Annotated in this window: 15 protein-coding genes; 3 read left to right on the forward strand and 12 right to left on the reverse strand. The window is 63.4% G+C overall.

The annotated features are described in order from the left end of the window. Positions 1 to 286: 286 nt before the first annotated feature. The gene (locus tag HU719_RS01070; RefSeq protein WP_186522901.1) at positions 287 to 496 is read right to left on the reverse strand and encodes a DUF3820 family protein; all 210 of its coding nucleotides are present in this window, start codon (positions 494 to 496) and stop codon (positions 287 to 289) included. Between the two features lie 200 nt (positions 497 to 696). On the opposite strand from HU719_RS01070, the gene HU719_RS01075 reads away from it, so the two are divergent. Beyond that, positions 697 to 1,173: a ferritin-like domain-containing protein gene (locus HU719_RS01075; protein WP_186522903.1), complete on the forward strand. Its 477-nt coding sequence runs from the start codon at positions 697 to 699 to the stop codon at positions 1,171 to 1,173. Here the strand turns inward: HU719_RS01075 and HU719_RS01080 are convergent. The 11 genes from HU719_RS01080 to norR form a co-directional block, all read right to left on the reverse strand. After that, entirely contained in the window at positions 1,170 to 2,672 is a 1,503-nt protein-coding gene (locus HU719_RS01080; RefSeq protein ID WP_186537330.1) for a sensor domain-containing diguanylate cyclase, read from the reverse strand. The two genes, HU719_RS01075 and HU719_RS01080, sit on opposite strands and share 4 nt — an antisense overlap. 329 nt (positions 2,673 to 3,001) lie before the next feature. Beyond that, on the reverse strand, positions 3,002 to 4,312 hold the full coding sequence (locus HU719_RS01085) for an OprD family porin (RefSeq protein ID WP_186537329.1): 1,311 nt from the start codon (positions 4,310 to 4,312) through the stop codon (positions 3,002 to 3,004). Between the two features lie 207 nt (positions 4,313 to 4,519). Further along, on the reverse strand, positions 4,520 to 4,744 hold the full coding sequence (locus tag HU719_RS01090) for a hypothetical protein (RefSeq protein WP_186537328.1): 225 nt from the start codon (positions 4,742 to 4,744) through the stop codon (positions 4,520 to 4,522). Between the two features lie 139 nt (positions 4,745 to 4,883). Next, complete coding sequence (locus tag HU719_RS01095; RefSeq protein ID WP_225917091.1) at positions 4,884 to 6,278, reverse strand: heavy metal sensor histidine kinase; 1,395 nt, start codon at positions 6,276 to 6,278, stop codon at positions 4,884 to 4,886. Positions 6,279 to 6,460: 182 nt separating this feature from the next. After that, positions 6,461 to 7,132 (reverse strand): heavy metal response regulator transcription factor, encoded by a 672-nt coding sequence (locus tag HU719_RS01100; protein WP_186537327.1) that lies wholly within the window; start codon positions 7,130 to 7,132, stop codon positions 6,461 to 6,463. A gap of 9 nt (positions 7,133 to 7,141) precedes the next feature. Then, on the reverse strand, positions 7,142 to 10,228 hold the full coding sequence (locus HU719_RS01105) for a multidrug efflux RND transporter permease subunit (protein ID WP_186537326.1): 3,087 nt from the start codon (positions 10,226 to 10,228) through the stop codon (positions 7,142 to 7,144). After that, positions 10,225 to 11,388 carry an efflux RND transporter periplasmic adaptor subunit gene (locus HU719_RS01110; RefSeq protein WP_186537325.1) on the reverse strand — a complete coding sequence of 388 codons (1,164 nt, stop codon included), beginning with the start codon at positions 11,386 to 11,388 and terminating at the stop codon, positions 10,225 to 10,227. The genes HU719_RS01105 and HU719_RS01110 overlap by 4 nt, the downstream gene beginning before the upstream one ends. A 257-nt stretch (positions 11,389 to 11,645) precedes the next feature. Further along, positions 11,646 to 12,380, reverse strand: coding sequence for a YkgJ family cysteine cluster protein (locus tag HU719_RS01115; RefSeq protein WP_186522919.1), 735 nt, complete (start codon positions 12,378 to 12,380; stop codon positions 11,646 to 11,648). Next, the gene (locus HU719_RS01120) at positions 12,377 to 12,688 is read right to left on the reverse strand and encodes a hypothetical protein (RefSeq protein ID WP_186522921.1); all 312 of its coding nucleotides are present in this window, start codon (positions 12,686 to 12,688) and stop codon (positions 12,377 to 12,379) included. The genes HU719_RS01115 and HU719_RS01120 overlap by 4 nt, the downstream gene beginning before the upstream one ends. Before the next feature lie 87 nt (positions 12,689 to 12,775). Next, complete coding sequence (locus HU719_RS01125; RefSeq protein ID WP_186537324.1) at positions 12,776 to 13,675, reverse strand: chemotaxis protein; 900 nt, start codon at positions 13,673 to 13,675, stop codon at positions 12,776 to 12,778. 542 nt (positions 13,676 to 14,217) lie between these two features. Further along, entirely contained in the window at positions 14,218 to 15,768 is a 1,551-nt protein-coding gene (gene norR, locus HU719_RS01130; RefSeq protein WP_186521127.1) for a nitric oxide reductase transcriptional regulator NorR, read from the reverse strand. 154 nt (positions 15,769 to 15,922) lie between these two features. Here norR and hmpA point away from each other — a divergent pair, with 154 nt between their 5' ends. After that, complete coding sequence (gene hmpA / locus HU719_RS01135) at positions 15,923 to 17,098, forward strand: NO-inducible flavohemoprotein (RefSeq protein ID WP_186536805.1); 1,176 nt, start codon at positions 15,923 to 15,925, stop codon at positions 17,096 to 17,098. A gap of 494 nt (positions 17,099 to 17,592) precedes the next feature. Next, a complete protein-coding gene (locus HU719_RS01140; RefSeq protein ID WP_186521129.1) occupies positions 17,593 to 18,099 on the forward strand; it encodes a disulfide bond formation protein B in 507 nt (168 codons plus the stop codon). Positions 18,100 to 18,176: the final 77 nt, after the last annotated feature.

Genomic DNA, 18,176 nt, shown 5'->3' on the forward strand with positions numbered 1-18,176 from the left:
TTGTGGCGAGCGGGCTTGTCCCGCGTTGGGCTGCGCAGCAGCCCTGAAAACCCAAGGGGCTGCTGCGCAGCCCAACGCGGGGCAAGCCCGCTCGCCACAAGGATATATATCTGACGGGAACAGGCTTGTACAAAACCATAGAATCTCCCACAGGTTCTCAGTCAGGCTGTCTATCCCGGTCCGGCGCAGTTCACTTGTGGGAGCTGGCGACAGCCTGCGATGAGGCCGGAGCAGGCCTGCACAAGACTGTGCTCGCAAAACTCGGCGTGGGAGCGGGCGGCTCAAGTCAGCGGCGCAAAGGCTTGAGCAGGTCGCCCAGGCCGTTATGGTCAATCTCGTGCATCAACGCCAACAACCCGCCCAGCTCACCGGGCGGGAAGCCTTTGCGGGCGAACCAGGCCAGGTAATCACCGGGCAGATCCGCGATCAACCGGCCCTGATATTTGCCGAACGGCATGCTGCGGGTCACCAGTAGTTGCAGGGTCTCGGGTTTCATCGCGCCACCTGTAGCAAGTCATGCGCGGACCATACTGCAATCTGCACGAACGCCCAAGCGCAAATCATGCAGAACGCCAATGATGGCTATTTTGCATTCCGGCATAACTTATTGATTTTTAAAGATTACTTAATTCCGCTCGGCTTGGCACGAAGCCTGCTCTAGTACTAGGGACTTCCATCTGCCAAGGAGTTGTACCCATGAGCAATCCAAACAAAGACGTTATCGACGTACTGAACGACCTCATCGAATACAGCAAAGATGGCGAGAAGGGCTTCCGCACTTCTGCCGATGACGTCAAGAACCCACAGCTCAAGGCGTTCTTCGTACAGCGTGCCGGCGAATGCGCCAGCGCTGCGGCCGAACTGCAGAGCGAAGTGCGTCGTCTGGGCGGTGATCCGGAAACCAGCACCAGCATCAGCGGTGACCTGCACCGTGGCTGGGTCAACCTCAAGTCGATGCTGACCGGCAAGGATGAAGAGGCGGTGCTCAACGAAGTTGAGCGCGGTGAAGACCACGCCCTGAAAGCCTACAAGGAAGCCCGCGAGAAGCTGGTCAAGCTGGGCCGCGCTGCCACCGACCAGTCCTATAGCCTGGTCGAGAAACAACTGCAGGGCGTACAGCGCAACCATGATCAGGTCAAGGCGCTGCGCAACTCTGCTCGCGCCAGCTCTTAATCCTCGGGCCCCTCTACCCGGTTACGGCCACGCGCCTTGGCCCGGTAGAGGGCCTCATCCGCGGCGCCCAACAGCTGTGTCAGATCACGCTGGGTGCCGGGGATGTGCAGGCCAATCCCGACACTTACCGTAACGGCACGTTCGTCACCGGCAAACGGTGGCATGGCTTCGACACTGGCGCGGATACGCTCGGCCAGCATCAGGGCCCCGGCCAGATCGGTCTCCGGCAACACCACTTGGAATTCCTCCCCGCCATAGCGCGCCGCAAGGTCCGCCGGGCGCCGTATACAGCGTTCGATGGTCTTGGCTACCTCGCGCAGCACATGGTCGCCGCCGGCATGCCCGTGGCGTTGATTGAACGCCTTGAACATATCCACATCGACCATCAGCACCGCCAGCGGCTTGCGATTGCGTTGGGCGCGCGCCCATTCCTGGCGCAGCATCTGGTCGAGGCGGCGGCGGTTGGCCAGGCCCGTCAGGCTATCGGTGGCGGCCAATGTCTCAAGCCCTTGCTCGGCTTCATGGCGGCGGCGCAGTTCGCGCCCCAGCAGCAACGTCAGCCACAGGATGCCGATGCACAGCACCCCAGTGGCGGCGCTGACCAGCAGCGCTGTGCGCTTCCACGGCTGGTACACCTCGTCGGCTGAATGCACCACCAGCACGATCAGCGGCAGGTCGCCGACCTTGGCGAAGGTGTAGATACGCTGGGTGCCGTAGGTTTGTGAATGGGCCGAGAAGCTGCCGGAGCGTTCAGTGAGGATGCGTTTGAAATTGGGCGTTGCGGAAAAATTGGTCCCGATCATCGGGTCCTGTGGGCGCGTGGGTTGGCGTGCCAGCAGTTGGCCGTCGGTATTGAGCAGGTTGATGCTGCTTTCTTCGCCGATATCCAGGCGCTGGAACAGCTGGTCGAAATAGGAAAGCCGCAAGGCGCCGGCTGCCAGCCCGATGAACTCGCCGTGCTGCCCGGAAATGCGCCGGCTGAAGCTGATACACCAGTCCAGGTCGCCCAGGCGTGCCTTGAACGGTGGGCCGATCACCAGGCCCAGGCCTGGGTTTTCGCGGTGCGCCTGAAACGGCGCGGTGTCGGCAAAGTTGGCTTGGCGCGGGACGGCGCTGGTGGAGTCGCCCACTACATCCCCTTTGGCGTTCAGCCAGAGAATGTCGCCACGTATCGGCGCGGAGAAGGCTTGGTTGAACAGGATCTGCTGGCGCAGGCTGGGCGGAACCTTCAACAGTTCCGGGTGCTCGACTGCCCAGATCACGCCCTTGAGCGATTGGTCGTACAGCTCGACGTTGCGCACGATGTCGCTTTCGATCAGCTGGACAATGTTGCGCGATGAGCGGATAGCCGACTGTTCGACGCTGTCGCGCTCACGCGCCAGCAGGAAGCCGACGATGCCCAGAATGGCGAGCACAGCGAGGCAACTGCCCAGGTTCAGGACCAGTTCAGGGTGCGACTTGTACAGGGCGGAACGCGGTGATCGGGTGATTGACGTCATGCTCGCTACTGCAAAGCCCCTGAATCCATGGGGGATGGGCCATTACGCGGCGGCAATATGATAGGGAAGGTGCGATTGTCGGACAAGAAATATACGAGACCGTCCGACGGAAATGTCCGGGGGGGCAGGTCAGTGGGCATGCCCTGCCATGAGGATCGATAGCTGCGCGACTTTGGCTGAGCGTTGGAAGACAGGTTTTTTGTGGTGAGCGGGCTTGTCCCGCGTTGGGCTGCGCAGCAGCCCTCAAACCTTCAGGGCTGCTGGGCAGCCCAACGCGGGACAAGCCCGCTCGCCACAACGAGATGTTTCTGGGCGCTGAATTGATCAGGTCAGAAGACGTTCACCGGATAATCCACGATCACCCGCACTTCGTCGTTGTCGTCCTGCTGCGAATAGCCCTGGCCGGCACGGTGGGTGGCGTAGCGCACCAGCACTGACAGGTCCTTGAAGTCACCCTCCTGGAACACGTACTTCAGGTCCAGGTCGCGCTCCCAGTGCTTGGCGTTCTTGCCCTCGGGGTTGTAGTAGGCGTAGTGCGTGGTGTCCTGGGTGGCCTTGGTCAAGTCGGCTTCACCGCGCGAATACGAAACCGTGCCGCTCAGCCCAGGCACACCGACGCCTGCAAAGTCATAGTCGTACTGCAGCTTCCACGAACGCTCGTTGGGGGCGTTGAAGTCCGAGTACATGCGCGAGTTGTCGAGGTAGATGCTGTCGCCCAGGTTGATGTAGTCGAACGGCGTGTTGCCATTGACCCGCTGGTAGGCGGCGGTGACGCTGTGGTAACCGGCAGCGACAGTGAAATGCACGCTGTAGGTGTTGTTGTCGATGCTGCCCAGCAGCGACTGGCCGGTGTCCTGGGTGTGATAGAAGTGCACGCCAGGGTTGAGGCTGACCAGGTCGTTGACCGCGTAGGTGTAGTCGAAGTCAGCGTAATACTGGTTCCAGACATCCTTGAGTTCAGCGGCGTACAGGTTGGCGGTGATGTTCTCGGTGCCGCTCCACGAAGCGCCGGCCCAGTTCAGGTGCTTGCTCTTGTCACCGTCTTGCAGGGCGCCGTAGTAGGTATCGATGCGGCGGTGGCCACTCTGGTTGTACGGCTTGGTGAAGCTGACCTGGCCACCTTCGAGCATCAGCCCGTCGATGCTGGTGTTGCTCAGGGCAAAGCCGCGGAAGGTCTGCGGCAGCATGCGCGTCTCGCCACCGGCGATAACCGGGTTGGTAAGGAACAGGTCACCGGCCTTGAATTCGGTATCGAAGCCCTTGAGCTTGAGCGCCGCGCCTGCGGTCGAAAACGCCTGGCGCGATTTGTCGCCCGGCTCGCTGGGCAAAATGGAAGTACCCGCGCGGCCGTCGCCGCCGTCGAGCTTGAGCCCGACCATGGCGTGGGCATCCAGGCCAAAACCAATTACACCGGGCGTGTAGCCAGACTCGAAGCGCGCCACGGCGCCTTGGCCCCACTCGCGCTTGTCACGCACACCGGCGTTGCGCTCGTTGCGGTTGAAGTAGGCATTACGGAAATTCAGGTTGAGCGACGAGCCTTCGATAAAGCCATCAGCCTTGTCTTCATCGGCCTGTGCGGCGAAGGGGATCGTTGCGGTCAATGCAATGAATAGCGGGGTAAAACGAAACGCGTAAGGCACCGGGGACAAGCTCCTTTGGTCGGGCGGTGGGGCAGTTTTTATTGTCGTGTCTGCACAGTCTCCCTTAAAGAGACGCAGCAGCCGGGCTGATATTTTCGACACATAAAAAAAGCCGCTGATGCGCAGCGGCTTTGAAAGGCTAACATATCAACACAGGCAGTGCCCATGACGTAGCCGAGGGAAAACTGGGTACCGAATCAAGCCCGATCAGCTCTCGGCGTTATCGTCGGCTTGAACTTTGGAAGCTGTCTGCTGTGCGTCTTTTGCCGCATCGCGCTGATGCGCGGCGAGGGCTTCACGGGCCTCTTGGTGAACAGCTGAAAGTTCGGCATTACGGGCGACGAAGGCCGGCGATTCTTCCGCCATGGCCAGGGGCGACAACAACAGGGACGACAGAATGAATACGCTGGCAACACCCATACTGTTGGACATTTTGAAGCTACCTTCTTGCGGGGCAAGTGCTAATGGAGACAGGGCTAAAGTTAGTCCTGTAATGGCCCTGGAAACAGGGGCCGTTGCGATAAGCACTCTTGCGCAAAAAGTAATGATTACAGGGCTAGCCCCCGCCTTGTTACGGCAAACCCGCGGGGTTGACGCTTGGCAGGTTCAACCCGAAGGTGTTGGCGCCCGCCTCGCTGCGCACAAAAACACTGCCGCCGTGCATCAGCGCAATGGCTTTGACGATTGCCAGGCCCAGCCCATGGTTGTTGCCGCCGCTGTTGGCCCGGGCCGCGTCCACCCGGTAGAACCGTTCGAACAACAGCGGCAGGTGCTCCTCGGCAATCGCAGGCCCCGGGTTGCTGACTGCGATACTCACCTGGCCCTCGTGGCTGTCGATGTGCACCGCAATGTGCCCGTGGGCGGCGGTGTGCTGCACGGCGTTGTGCAGCAGGTTGATCAAGGCACGGCGCAGTTGGGCCTTTTCGATCAGGGCCTGGGCATCGCCGCTGACGCTGACCTGTACCTGGGCATCCTCAAGGATGTAGTCGAGGTAATCGAGGGTGGTGGCGACTTCTTCGGCCAATGACGCGCAACTGAGCGCGGTGGCTTTGCTGCCCTGGTCGGCGCTGGCCAGAAACAACATGTCGTTGATGATGCTGCGCAGCCGCTCCAGTTCCTCAAGGTTCGATTGCAGCACCTCGAAGTAGTGTTCGGCGCTGCGCCCGCGTGTCAGTGCCACCTGGGTCTGGCCGATCAGGTTGGTCAGTGGCGAGCGCAGTTCGTGGGCCACATCGGCGTTGAACGCCTCCAGTTGCGAATAGGCCTGGCTGACCCGCTCCAGCGCGGTATTGAAAGCATCGGCAAAGCGCGCCAGCTCCGGGGGCAGGTGCTTGGTCTGCAGGCGCCCGTCCAGACGCGGCGGGGCGAGGGTCTGCGCTTCGTCAGACAACGCCAGCAACGGCTTGAGCCCGATGCGCGCCACCCAGTAGCTGAGCAAGGACGCCAGCAACACGCCCAGTGCCGCAAAGCCTACGATTGCCACCAGCAGGCTGTGCTGGGCCTGGGCGAAGGTTTCGGTGTCGATGGCGATCAGAAAGCGCAGCGGCGGGCGTTCGCCCAGTGCCGGCAGGTCGCTGACCAGTACTTTATACGGGTATGCCCGCTCAGGCAGGCGCAGGTCGCGCATGCCGGGCCCACTCTCGGCAAGCGCGCGGACCTGCTCGGTGGGGTGGCCGTATTCGAATGCCGGGTTGCTGCTCACTGCCCAGAAGCGGATACGCCGGTCTTCTTCGCTGAGCAGGTTGAGCTTGTTGTGCACCTTGGCCCAGTGCTCGGCGGTGCCGTAGCGCTTGAGGGTGGATTCGAGCACGCTGAAGCGGGCGTCCAGCTCGGCTGCGGGCAGCATGTCGAGGCTGCGGTCCACCTGGCGGTACAGCGCGCTGCCGATCAGCATGAACACCAGCAGTGCCACCAGGGTGAACAGCACGGACAGGCGCACGGCGATGGAGTTACGCAACATGGTCATATGCGTCAGGCAAGCCGCTTTTGACTGTGTAGGAGCGGCCTTGTGTCGCGAAAGGGGCGCGCAGCGGCCCCGGTGATTTTGCATGCGGCCGAGATTTTGGGGCCGCTACGCGGCCCTTTCGCGACACAAGGCCGCTCCTACAGAGAGCGTGCTCGGTAATCATGCTCAGCAGTACGTGCAGGTCAGTCACGGTTTTCGAGGACATAGCCCATCCCCCGGATGGTGTGCAGCAATTTATTGTCGAACGGCCCATCGAGCTTGGCGCGCAGGCGTTTGATGGCGACTTCGACGACGTTGGCGTCGCTGTCGAAATTGATATCCCAGACCAGCTCGGCAATGGCGGTCTTGGACAGGATTTCGCCTTGGCGCTTTGCCAGCACGCTGAGCAGGGAGAATTCCTTGGCGGTCAGGTCCAGGCGCTGGCCGGCGCGGCTGGCTTTGCGCGCCAGCAGGTCGATGCGCAGGTCGGCCACCTGCACCTGCAAGGGTTCGTGGCTGGTGCTGCGGCGGGTCAGGGCCTGCAACCGGGCGACCAGTTCGAGAAACGAAAACGGCTTGCCGAGGTAATCGTCGGCACCTTCGCGCAGGCCATGGATGCGGTCCTCGACCCGTTCACGGGCGGTCAGCATGATCACCGGCGTCTGCTTGCGCGCCCGCAGCGCACGCAGCACGCCGTAGCCATCCAGGCCGGGCAGCATCACATCCAGCACGATTACCGCATAGTCGCCCTCAAGCGCCAGGTGCAGGCCATCGATGCCATCGCGTGCCAGGTCCACGGTGAAACCCTGTTCACCGAGCCCGCGATGCAGGTAGTCGGCGGTTTTCTCTTCGTCTTCGATGATCAGCACACGCATGGTCTTGTCTCAACTGGCGGTCGGCGCGGCAGCGGCCTGGCGGCGGTGGAACAGGCGCTCCAGGGCCAAGTATATGACCGGGGTAGTGAACAGCGTCAGCGCCTGGCTCACCAGCAGCCCACCCACCACCGCTATGCCCAGCGGCTGGCGCAGTTCGGCGCCGGCGCCAAAGCCGAACATCAACGGCACCGCGCCGAGCAGCGCGGCGAGGGTGGTCATGATGATCGGGCGAAAGCGCACCAGGCATGCCTGGTGAATCGCCTGTTCCGCTGACAGACCATGCTGGCGCTGGGCATCGAGGGCAAAATCGATCAGCAGGATGCCGTTTTTCTTGACGATACCGATCAGCAGCACCACCCCGATCAGCCCCATGATGGTGAAGTCCTGGCCCATGGCCCACAGCAGCAACAGCGCGCCGAGGCCGGCCGAGGGCAGGGTGGAGATGATGGTCAGCGGGTGCACGAAGCTTTCGTAGAGCACACCGAGGATGATGTACACCGCCACCAGCGCTGCGAGAATCAGCCACGGCTGGCTCGACAGCGAGCTCTGGAAGGCTTGGGCGGCGCCCTGGAAGTTGCCGCTGATCGAATCGGGCATGCCCATTTCGCGCTGGGTGCGTTCCAGCAGCTGCACCGCATCGCCCAGCGCCACGCCCGGTGCCAGGTTGAACGACAGGTTGGCGGCCGGGAACAGCCCGTCATGGCTGATAGACAGCGGCCCGGTGCTGGGTGCGGCCACATGGGCCAGCGCCGACAACGGCACCATCTCGCCGGTCAGTGGCGAGCGCAGGTAGAAGAAACCGAGGCTTTCGGCCTTGCCCCGTTGCCGTGCGTCCAGCTCGAGGATCACCTTGTACTGGTTGGTTTCGGTCTGGAATTCACTGATCTGCCGCTGGCCAAAGGCATCGTACAGCGCCTGGTCGACATCGGTGGTGGTCAGGCCGAAGCGCGCGGCGGCCTGGCGGTCGATGTCGATACGGGTGACGCTGGCGCCCAGTTGCAGGTCGTTGGACAGGTCGCGCAAGGCCGGGCTCTGGCGCAGGCGCTCGGTCAGGCGTTGGGTCCACAGGTTCAGCGCCACGCCGTCGTTGCTCTTGAGCACGTACTGGTATTGGGTACGCGAGGGGCCGGAGCTCAAGTTGATGTCCTGGCCTGCGCGCAGGTAAAGGACGATGCCGGGCACTGTGGCCAGCTTGCTGCGCATGCGGTCGATCCACTCGCTGGCCGACACATCGCGTTCGCCGCGTGGCTTGAGGGCGATCCAGAAGCGGCCGTTGGCGATGGTCTGGTTGCTGCCGGTGACCCCCACCGAATGCGAGAAGGCGCGCACCGCCGGGTCTGCTTCGATGATTTTGGCCAACGCCTGGTGTTTCTCGATCATGGCCGGGTACGACACATCGGCCGCAGCCTCGGTGGTGCCGAGGATGAAGCCTGTGTCCTGCAACGGGAAGAACCCTTTGGGGATGGCCACATAGCCCGCCACCGCCAGCGCCAAGGTGATGCCGAAGATGCCAAGGGTGATGCGCTGGTGCGCCAGCGCCCGGTTCAGGCCTTTTTCGTACCAGCGCACCAGGCGCGGGCCAACGCCATCCTGCGGGCCATGCTGCGGCTTGCCCATGAACAACGCACTGAGGGTGGGCGCCAGGGTCAGCGACACCAGCACCGAAATCAGGATGGTCGCGGTGGCGGTGAGGGCGAACTCCTTGAACAACCGGCCTACCACGCCGCCCATGAACAGCAGCGGAATGAACGCGGCGACCAGCGAAAAGCTGATCGACACCACGGTGAAGCCTATCTCGCCGGCGCCTTTGAGCGCGGCGGTGCGGCTGTCGTCGCCGGCTTCCAGGTGGCGGTGGATGTTCTCCACCACCACGATGGCGTCGTCCACCACAAACCCCACGGCAATGACGATGGCCACCAAGGTGAGGTTGTTGAGGCTGAAACCGAGCACATACATCAGCGCGCAACTGGCAATCAGCGACACGCCGAGCACGCAGGAGACCACCAGGGTTGCCGACCACTGGCGCAGAAACAGCGCCATTACCCCGATGACCAGCGCCACGGCGATCAACAGCGTCAGTTCGACCTCGTGCAACGAGGCGCGGATGGTCTGGGTGCGGTCTTGCAGCACCGAAACCTCGATGGCCGCCGGCAGCATCTGCTGCAGCCTCGGCAGCGCGGCCATCACCCGGTCGACGGTATCGACGATGTTGGCCCCCGGTTGCCGGAAGATTACCAGGTTAAGCCCGGGTTGCTGGCCGGACCACGCCTTCACGTAGGCGTTTTCGGCGCCGTTGATTACCTTGGCCACATCCGCCAGGTACACCGGTGCGCCGTCGCGGTAGCTGACGACCAGTTGCGCGTAGTCCTCGGGGTGGAACAGCTGGTCGTTGGCAGCCAGGGTCGACACGCTGTGCTCGCCGTACAGCGCGCCCTTGGCCAGGTTGAGGCTGGTCTGCTGGATGGCCAGGCGGATGTCGGCCAGGGTCAGGCCGATGGCGGCGAGCTTTTCGGGTTGCGCCTGCACGCGGATCGCCGGGCGCAACTGGCCGGTGATGTTGATCAAGCCAACCCCGTCGATCTGGCTGAGCTGGCGTGCCAGCAGGGTTTCGGCGTAGTCGCTGAGCTGGTTGCCGGGCATCTGCGCGGAGCTGACCGTGAGGATCAGCACCGGGCTGTCGGCCGGGTTGACCTTGCGCCAGGTCGGCGGGTTGGGCAGGTCACGGGGCAGGCGCGCGGTGGCGGTATTGATCGCCGCCTGGACTTCCTGGGCGGCAGTGTCGATGCTCTTGTCGAGGGTGAACTGCAAGGTCAGGTTGGTCGAGCCCAGGGCGCTGCTGCTGGTCATCTGGGTCATGCCGGGGATGGCACTGAACTGCACTTCCAGCGGCGTCGCCACCGATGAGGCCATGGTTTCGGGGCTGGCACCGGGCAACTGGGCGGTCACCTGGATGGTCGGGAAGTCCGCCTCGGGCAAGGGCGCCACCGGCAGGCGAGGGAAAGCAATCGCGCCCAGCAGTACCAGGGCAAACGTCAGCAACAAGGTGGCGATGGGGTGGTCGATGCACCAGGCTGACAGGCCGTTGCGGGTGTTCATGGCTGAGCCCGTGGGGCGCTGTTGGCACCTGCCGGGCAGGGCTCGCTGGGCTCGACCAGGCTGCCAGGCTTGAGCCGGGACTGGCCGTCGAGCACCAGGCAGTCACCGGCCTTCACGCCGTCGATGATGTTCAGTGTGCTGTCCTGGTACAGCACTTTTACCGGCACGCTGGTCACTTTGTCGCCGTCGAGGCGGTAGACGAAGTGCCCATCGATGCTGCGTTGCACCACAGGCGGCGGCACCACCAGGGCGTTGGCTTGCAGGGCGGTGCGCAGGCGCACGGTAACGAGCTGGCCGGGCCACAGGTGGCCGTCCTTGTTATCGAATTCGGCCTTTACTCGCACCGTGCCCGTGGTGGCGGAGACCTGATTGTCGATCAGCGTCAGGTGGCCTTTGCCGAGCAGGCTGCGCTCGCCGTCGGCGTCGATGAAGGCTTCAACCTCGGCGGGAGTGGCGCTGTCGAGCAGGCTGTGCAGCGTCGGCAGGTGTTGTTGGGCGAGGGCAAATTCCACTGCGATGGGGTTGATCTGGGTCACGCTGAACAGGCTGCGGGCATCGCTGCTGCGCACCAGGTTGCCGGGGTCGATGTTGCGGATGCCAACGCGGCCGCTCACCGGCGAGCGGATTTGCGTGTAGCCCAGTTGCACGGCGGCGTTGTCGATGGCGGCCTGGTCCCCTTTGAGGGTGGCCTGCAGTTGCTTGACCAAGGCCTGCTGCTGGTCAAGCGTCTGTTTGGAAACACCGTCGTCGGTGCTCAGCACCTGATAGCGGCGCAGGTTGACGTTGGCCACTTGCAGTTGCGCCTGGGTTTGGCCGAGCTGGGCGCGGGCCTGCTCAAGGCCTGCGCGCAATGCGCGGTCATCGAGGCTGGCGAGCAGGTCGCCCTGCTTGACGGCCTGGCCTTCCTTGACCAGCACCTGGGTCAGTACACCTTCGACCTGCGGGCGCACCTCGACGCTGTGCAGCGACAGTACCGAACCAATGGCGTCGAGGTGACGGGGGACGTCCTGGCGTACTACGCCGATCACCCGCACCGGTATTGCATTGGCCGCCATCTTGGGTGGCTGGTGGCCGAGCTTGGTGCTCAACCACCATGAGCCGGCGCACAGCCCGGCGATGATCAGCGCAAGCAACAGCAAAAGGGGCAGGCGTCGAGACATAGGTTGGGCCAATCACCGGCAGAGGAGAGGGTGTGTATAGCGTAGGCATCAGGTCGCCAGCGTGACCGCTGGCTGACAGCGTTGTCAGTTTCACTTTCGATAGCGTCAGAACAGGCAACCTGACTCGCCCTGTGTAGGAGCGGCCTTGTGTCGCGAAAGGGGTGCGTAGCAGCCCCGGCGATATTAGTTTGAAGCACGAATCGTGGAGGCGCTACGCACCCCTTTCGCGGCACAAGGCCGCTCCTACAAGACCTCCGTTAAAACCCGATAAACGCGTAGTACAGCGGCGCTTCGGCGCTGACGTGCACCCCGTAAGGCTGCACCTGTGTGCTCAGCGCGGCGTCCTCGATGTGCAGCGCCCAGGCGCCTGCTGCATTCGTGGGCACTTCTTGCAAGCACCCCGCAAAAGCCTGCATGTCCGGCAGCCAGGCAGTAAAACCGTTGCCCTTGAGGGCGCTGGTGGTAATGCCCAACGCCTGGCAGATGGCAACCTTGCTGGCGATATCGTCGCGGTCGGCCTGGCGTGAGGCCTCGATCAACGCCTTGAGCTCGGCATCCTGCAACTGCCCGCCGACAATCAGCGCCGGGCCTTGCGCCCAGGCCTCGCTCGGGCAGTCCTTGGCCTCGGGACGCAGCGGCAGGTGCGGGTTGATCTCGGCCGGGTAGATGCGGCACACCAATGGGCGGTTGTCATAGATGAGGCAGCGGTCATCGGCGTCGAGGTTGCGACAGCGCCCTGGGTTGAAGGCCGCGAATGTTACCGACACGCGCAGTTCGCCGCTGCCGCAGGCTACCGGGTGGGAGCGGCGCAGCACGTGCTCGCGCTGCTCGGCCGGCATGCCTGGGCCTTCATTGATGAAACCTTCGACCAGCACGATGACCTGGCCGCCGGATTGCGCCCATTGGCGCGCTTCGGTGAGGGTCAGCGGAACATGATGGCCGGTGCAGCACTTGCCGCACCCGGTACAACTGAAACGAATGCTGGCGCTCACCGTTTGCCTGCGTCCCACTCACTGACGAAAGCCTGCTGGCGCTGGCGGTCGTACAGGCACAGCTCGGTGCCGGTGCGGTTGTTCATGTGTTTTTGCGGGTAGACGCCTTCGACCAGCAATGCGCTGTAGCCGACGCGGTCATCGAACTCGGCAGGTTTGCCCAAGGCGTGGGCGTTTTTGAACTGGCTGGCGCTGAGGCAGGCCTTGAGCATGTGCTGACGCTGGTCGTTCCAGGCTTGGGTGCTGGAGGCGTGGGCTGCGCCACTGACCAGCGCACAGGCGGTCAGCAAGAAGGCGAGAGGTTTCATGGGCGGTGTGCCATTGAGCAGCGGAGGGGTGGAAATTATGCCCGAAGACGCCCCGACATCAAGCCGGGGAGTTTGTCGCCGGATATATCAGCGCTCGGCGAAGACCACTGCGCGGGCCGCCACCACCAGGCAGTCGGTCAGCTCTGGCGAGGAGAACTTGGTCAGGATGGCGTTGGCGCCGGCGGTCTTGGCCTTGTCGCTACTCATGGTGCTGTCCAGCGAGGTGTGCAGAAGAATGTACAGGTGCTGGAAGTCCGGGGTTTCGCGCAGCGTGCGGGTGAAGGCGAAGCCGTCCATCTCGGACATTTCGATGTCGGAGACCAGGATGTTGATTTCGCGCTCGGTGCCTTGCAGGTCCAGCAGGACGTTGATCGCCTCTTTGGCGCTGCGCGCAGTGTGGCATTCGATGCCAAGGTGGCGCAGGGTGTGGATCGACTGTTGCAGCGCCACCTGGCTGTCGTCGACCACCAGGATATTGGCCGCGGCCAGCAGGCTTGCGTCTTCTTCGCTGAGTGCACCCGGCTGCACTTCGTGGGCCGGCGGGGTAATGCCGTGAATCACTTTTTCGATGTCCAGCACTTGCACCAGGGTGTTGTCGACCCGGGTCACGCCGGTGATGAACGAACGGCTGCCCGAGCCGAACGGGGGCGGTTTGATGTCGGTGCTCAGGCAATGAATGATGCGGCTGACGGCTTGCACATGCAGGCCTTGTCGCGAGCGGCTGATCTCGGTGACGATCAGGCAGCCGCCGTTGGGGTCGGCCAGGGGCTGTTCGCCGATGGCGCGGGACAGGTCGATGACCGACAGCGAGTTGCCGCGCAGGGTGGCCACGCCTTTTACGTGCGGGTGCGCTTCGGGCAGCTTGGTCAGTGGCGGGCAGGGGATGATTTCGCTGACCTTGAGCAAGTTGATTGCCATCAGCTTGCCGCTGCGCAGGGTGAAGAGCAGCAGGGACAACGCGTCCGCGCGGGCATTTTGCGTGGCCATGGGCGACCTTCGGTATGGAAATTACGGGGAGGATGCCGGGTTATCGGCCTGGGGGCGAGGGGCTTTAGCACGGTTTGTGTCAGATCATGTAAAGCGGGGCCGCTACGCGCCCCAATCGCAGGCTGTCGCCAGCTCCCACGCAGGCCCTGCTCAACCGCAACATTGCTGGATTGGACCCAATCCTGTGGGAAATGACAGAGAGTTGTGGCGAGCGGGCTTGTCCCGCGTTGGGCTGCGCAGCAGCCCTGAAAACCCAAGGGGCTGCTGCGCAGCCCAACGCGGGACAAGCCCGCTCGCCACAAGCAGATATGTCTGGCGAGAACAGGCTTGTACAAAAACCATAGAATCTCCCACAGAGACCGTGCTCAACCGCAACATTGCTGGTTGGACCCAATTCTGTGGGAAATGTGTCTGGCGAGAACAGGCTTGTACAAAACCATAGAATCCCCCACAGAGACCGCGCACAGTTGCACTATCGACGCCTTGCCCAGATCCAGTGGGAGCTGGCGTCAGCCTGCGATTGGGCTGCGCAGCAGCCCCTCTCAGCGTAAACCCAGGCGCTTGGCCACGCGGCTCAGGTTGGCGCGGTCCAGGCCCAGCTCGCGCGCGGCCGACGCCCAGTTGCCTGCGTGGCGTTGTAGGCAAGCCTCGATGACTTGGCGTTGGTAATCATCCAGCGCTTCGCGCAAACCGCCCTCGGGCAACGCGACGGCGTCCTGCACGGGCGCGGCTGGCAGCGGCGCGCTGGGGGCCACGCTGCGCAGGTCAAGGTCAGCGGCCTCAAGGGTGAGTATTTTCGGGCGTCGCGCCTGCTGGCCGAGGGCCTTGAGCGCCGAGCGGCCGATCAGGTGCTCCAGTTCGCGCACATTGCCCGGCCAATCGTAGGCCAGCAGCGCAGCCTGCGCCTCGGCAGACAGGCGCAGGCTGCCCAACCCAAGCCGCGAGCGGTTCTGCTCGAGGAAATACCCCGCCAGCAGCAGCACGTCGCGGCCACGCTCGCGCAGCGGCGGCACATGCAGCGGGTAGACGCTCAGGCGGTGGTAGAAATCCGCGCGATAGTTGCCGTTGCGCACCTCTTCGGCGAGGTCGCGGTTGGTCGCGGCAATCAGGCGCACATCCACCTGGTGCTCGCGGTCCGAACCCAGGCGTTGCAGTTGCCCGCTTTGCAGCACCCGCAGCAATTTGGCCTGCACCGCCAGGGGCAGCTCGCCGACTTCATCGAGAAACAGCGTGCCGCCATTGGCCAGCTCGAACTTGCCGCGCCGTTCGCCATGGGCGCCCGTGAAGGCGCCGCGGACGTGGCCGAACAGCTCGCTCTCCACCAGGGTTTCCGGCAGCGCCGCGCAGTTGAGGCTGATCAGTGGTTTGTCGGCGCGGTGGCTGGCGCGGTGCAGGGCCTGGGCTACCAGCTCCTTGCCGACACCGGTTTCGCCGGTAATCAGCACGGTCAGCTCGCTGCCACCGACCAGGTTGATTTCTTCCAGCAAGCGCTTGTGCGCCTTGCTCTGGCCGATCAATTCACGGCCCTGGCTACTGGCCTGGCGGTATACCTCGGCGCGCTGGTGTTCGTCTTCGGCGCGCAGGGCCAGGTGCTCGATGCGCTCCGCCACGGTCACCGTGGCAGCGGCCAGGCTGGCGAAGGCTTGCAGGGCTTCCAGTTCCAGGCTCTGGAACTGGCCGGGGGTGAGCGCATCGAGGGTCAGCAGGCCCCAAGGCTGGTCGTCGACCATCAATGGGCAGCCCATGCAGTCGTGCACTTCCAGGTCGACATGCTGGCCTTCGACCAGGCCGTCGTAGGGGTCGGGCAATTGGCTGTCGCTGGCGAAGCGGGTAGGGGCGGGGCTGGCGAGCAGGGCCTGGAAGCGCGGGTGTTCGCTGACCTTGAAGCGCCGGCCCAGGGTGTCTGCTGACAGGCCGTCCACCGCCAGCGGCACCAGCCATTCGCCGTCCAGGCGCAGCAGGGCTGCGGCATCGCACGGCAGCAGGCCGCGCATGGCTTGCAGCAAGCGGCGGTAACGTTCCTGGTCGGGCAGGTCGCAGGACAGGTCACTGACCAGCGGGAGGAGGGCGGTAAGCAGGGGCTTTGCGGTCATATCGACTCCTGGTAGTCGGAATGACTATACGCCGTGGCGCGTCATTTTGACATGGGTGCTGGATAGGCCCTGTATTCATTGGCTGTGGCAGTTGGCACGATTGCTGAAATAGCCAAGGCAATCATATGAAGCCTAAGGCTCAGGAGTTGCTGCAATGCTCAATGCCGAACAACGTGCAATCGTCAAAGCCACCGTCCCACTGCTCGAAAGCGGCGGTGAGGCGCTGACCACGCATTTCTACAAAATGATGCTCAACGAGTACCCCGAGGTACGCCCGCTGTTCAACCAGGCCCACCAGGCCAGCGGCGACCAGCCGCGAGCGTTGGCCAATGGCGTGCTGATGTACGCCCGCCACATCGACCAGCTTGAGCAGTTGGGCGGCCTGGTGGGGCAGATCATCAACAAGCACGTGGCCTTGCAGATTCTTCCCGAGCATTACCCCATCGTTGGCAGCTGCCTGTTGCGCGCCATCGAGCAAGTGCTGGGCAAGGACATCGCCACGCCTGAAGTGATTGCTGCCTGGGCCGCGGCCTACGGGCAACTGGCGGACATTCTCATCGGCGCCGAGGAAACGCTTTACCAGGCCAAGGAACATGCTCTCGGTGGCTGGCGTGGCGCCCGCGAGTTCCGCTTGGTGCGCCGCGAGCAAGAGAGCGAGGAAATCGTCTCGTTCTACTTTGCGCCAATAGATGGCAAGCCGGTACTCAAAGCCGAGCCCGGCCAGTACATTGGCCTGCAGCTGTTCGTCGATGGCAGCGAGCAGCGCCGCAACTATTCGCTATCGGCGTTGAGCGATGGCCAGCAGTACCGCATCAGCGTCAAGCGTGAGGCGGGCGGCAAGGTGTCGAACTGGCTGCACGCGCAGCTCAAGGTCGGTGACACCGTGCAGCTGTTCCCGCCAGCGGGTGACTTTACCCTCAGCGCCAGTGACAAACCGTTGGTGCTGATCAGTGGGGGTGTGGGCATCACCCCTACCTTGGCAATGTTGGAGGCGGCGTTGAAAACCGAGCGCCCGGTGCATTTCATCCATTGCGCACGCAATGGCGCGGTGCATGCGTTCCGCGACTGGATCGATGAACTGGCCGCGCGTCATCCGCAGCTCAAACGTTTCTATTGCTACGCCGAGGACCCGGCCAACCAGGCGGACGCCGTTGGCCTGCTGAACCAGGACCTGCTGGCCGAGTGGTTGCCGCGTGAGCGTGACGTGGATGCCTACTTCCTGGGGCCCAAGGGGTTCATGGCGGCGATCAAGCGTCAGCTCAAGGCGCTGGGCGTGCCGGAGGGGCAGAGCCGTTATGAGTTCTTTGGGCCGGCAGCGGCGTTGGAGTGATCGCAGTACGTGAATGCCGGGGGGGGGGGCGCTTTGCGGCCCTTTCGCGGCACCAGGCCGCTCCTACAGCCTGGGGCGCATGTCTACAGGCGAGCGCATCCCTTGTAGGAGCGGCCTTGCGCCGCGAAGGGCTGCGTAGCGGCCCCGGCGATCTGGCAGGACGCCTGGATTTCCACCCCACCGCGCCCCATGCCCGCAGGCGAGGCTTCATCCATACATCCCCCAAGATGAAGCGGCGTACATCCGCCTTCATCTTTAATCCTCCTTTAATCACTGTATTCTTCACTCCCGGTGTCGAGGGGCCTGGCCCTGTCCGGCGCTGGGGGCGGTGCGTTTTTTAAGGCGTATCGCTGAACCGAAACCCACTCTCCCGGTCTCAGTTCGTCCATGCACAGCCGCGCACGCCTTTCTTCGACGCGCTCTTTTACTCTGCGTGTAAACTTGGCGCCCGTCGGGCAGCCCCACGCTGCCACTCTCCATCGAAGGAATAGGCAATGAACGAACTCTCATCGCGCCTGAATCGCGAACGGCGCTTTCTGGTGCTGCTCGGCGTGATCTGCCTCGCGCTGATCGGCGGTGCCCTGTACATGCAAGTGGTGCTCGGCGAAGCACCCTGCCCGCTGTGCATCCTGCAACGCTACGCACTGCTGTTCATTGCCGTGTTCGCCTTCCTGGCCGCCGCAATGCCGGGCAAGCGCAGCCTCACCCTGTTCGAGGCATTGGTGGTGCTGAGCGCCATCGGCGGAATCATTGCAGCCGGCAACCATGTCTATATACTCGCCAACCCGATGGTCAGCTGCGGCATCGATACCCTGCAACCGATCGTCGACGACCTGCCGCTGGCCAAGCTGTGGCCGCTGGCATTCCAGGTCGACGGTTTCTGTTCTACCCCTTACCCGCCAATTCTGGGCCTGTCGCTTGCCCAATGGGCACTGGTCGCCTTCGTCCTGACTGCCCTGTTGGTCCCCTTGGGGATCTACCGAAACCGTCGTCGGGCATAGACCAAAGTCATTGTTTGACCCAGGTCTATTGCACCGCGAGATAAGCCCCCGGCCTCGCTCAAAGATTGATCAGGGTC

The organism is Pseudomonas farsensis (genome assembly GCF_014268805.2).
GTDB lineage: Bacteria > Pseudomonadota > Gammaproteobacteria > Pseudomonadales > Pseudomonadaceae > Aquipseudomonas > Aquipseudomonas farsensis.

Bases quoted from the DNA above. Each gene is read 5' to 3' on its own strand.
- HU719_RS01105 (WP_186537326.1), bottom strand. From the start codon at position 10,228: ATGAACACCCGCAACGGCCTGTCAGCCTGGTGCATCGACCACCCCATC.
- HU719_RS01125 (WP_186537324.1), bottom strand. From the start codon at position 13,675: ATGGCCACGCAAAATGCCCGCGCGGACGCGTTGTCCCTGCTGCTCTTC.
- HU719_RS01110 (WP_186537325.1), bottom strand. From the start codon at position 11,388: ATGTCTCGACGCCTGCCCCTTTTGCTGTTGCTTGCGCTGATCATCGCC.
- HU719_RS01095 (WP_225917091.1), bottom strand. From the start codon at position 6,278: ATGACCATGTTGCGTAACTCCATCGCCGTGCGCCTGTCCGTGCTGTTC.
- HU719_RS01075 (WP_186522903.1), top strand. From the start codon at position 697: ATGAGCAATCCAAACAAAGACGTTATCGACGTACTGAACGACCTCATC.
- hmpA (WP_186536805.1), top strand. From the start codon at position 15,923: ATGCTCAATGCCGAACAACGTGCAATCGTCAAAGCCACCGTCCCACTG.
- HU719_RS01100 (WP_186537327.1), bottom strand. From the start codon at position 7,132: ATGCGTGTGCTGATCATCGAAGACGAAGAGAAAACCGCCGACTACCTG.
- HU719_RS01140 (WP_186521129.1), top strand. From the start codon at position 17,593: ATGAACGAACTCTCATCGCGCCTGAATCGCGAACGGCGCTTTCTGGTG.
- HU719_RS01070 (WP_186522901.1), bottom strand. From the start codon at position 496: ATGAAACCCGAGACCCTGCAACTACTGGTGACCCGCAGCATGCCGTTC.
- norR (WP_186521127.1), bottom strand. From the start codon at position 15,768: ATGACCGCAAAGCCCCTGCTTACCGCCCTCCTCCCGCTGGTCAGTGAC.
- HU719_RS01080 (WP_186537330.1), bottom strand. From the start codon at position 2,672: ATGACGTCAATCACCCGATCACCGCGTTCCGCCCTGTACAAGTCGCAC.
- HU719_RS01090 (WP_186537328.1), bottom strand. From the start codon at position 4,744: ATGTCCAACAGTATGGGTGTTGCCAGCGTATTCATTCTGTCGTCCCTG.
- HU719_RS01120 (WP_186522921.1), bottom strand. From the start codon at position 12,688: ATGAAACCTCTCGCCTTCTTGCTGACCGCCTGTGCGCTGGTCAGTGGC.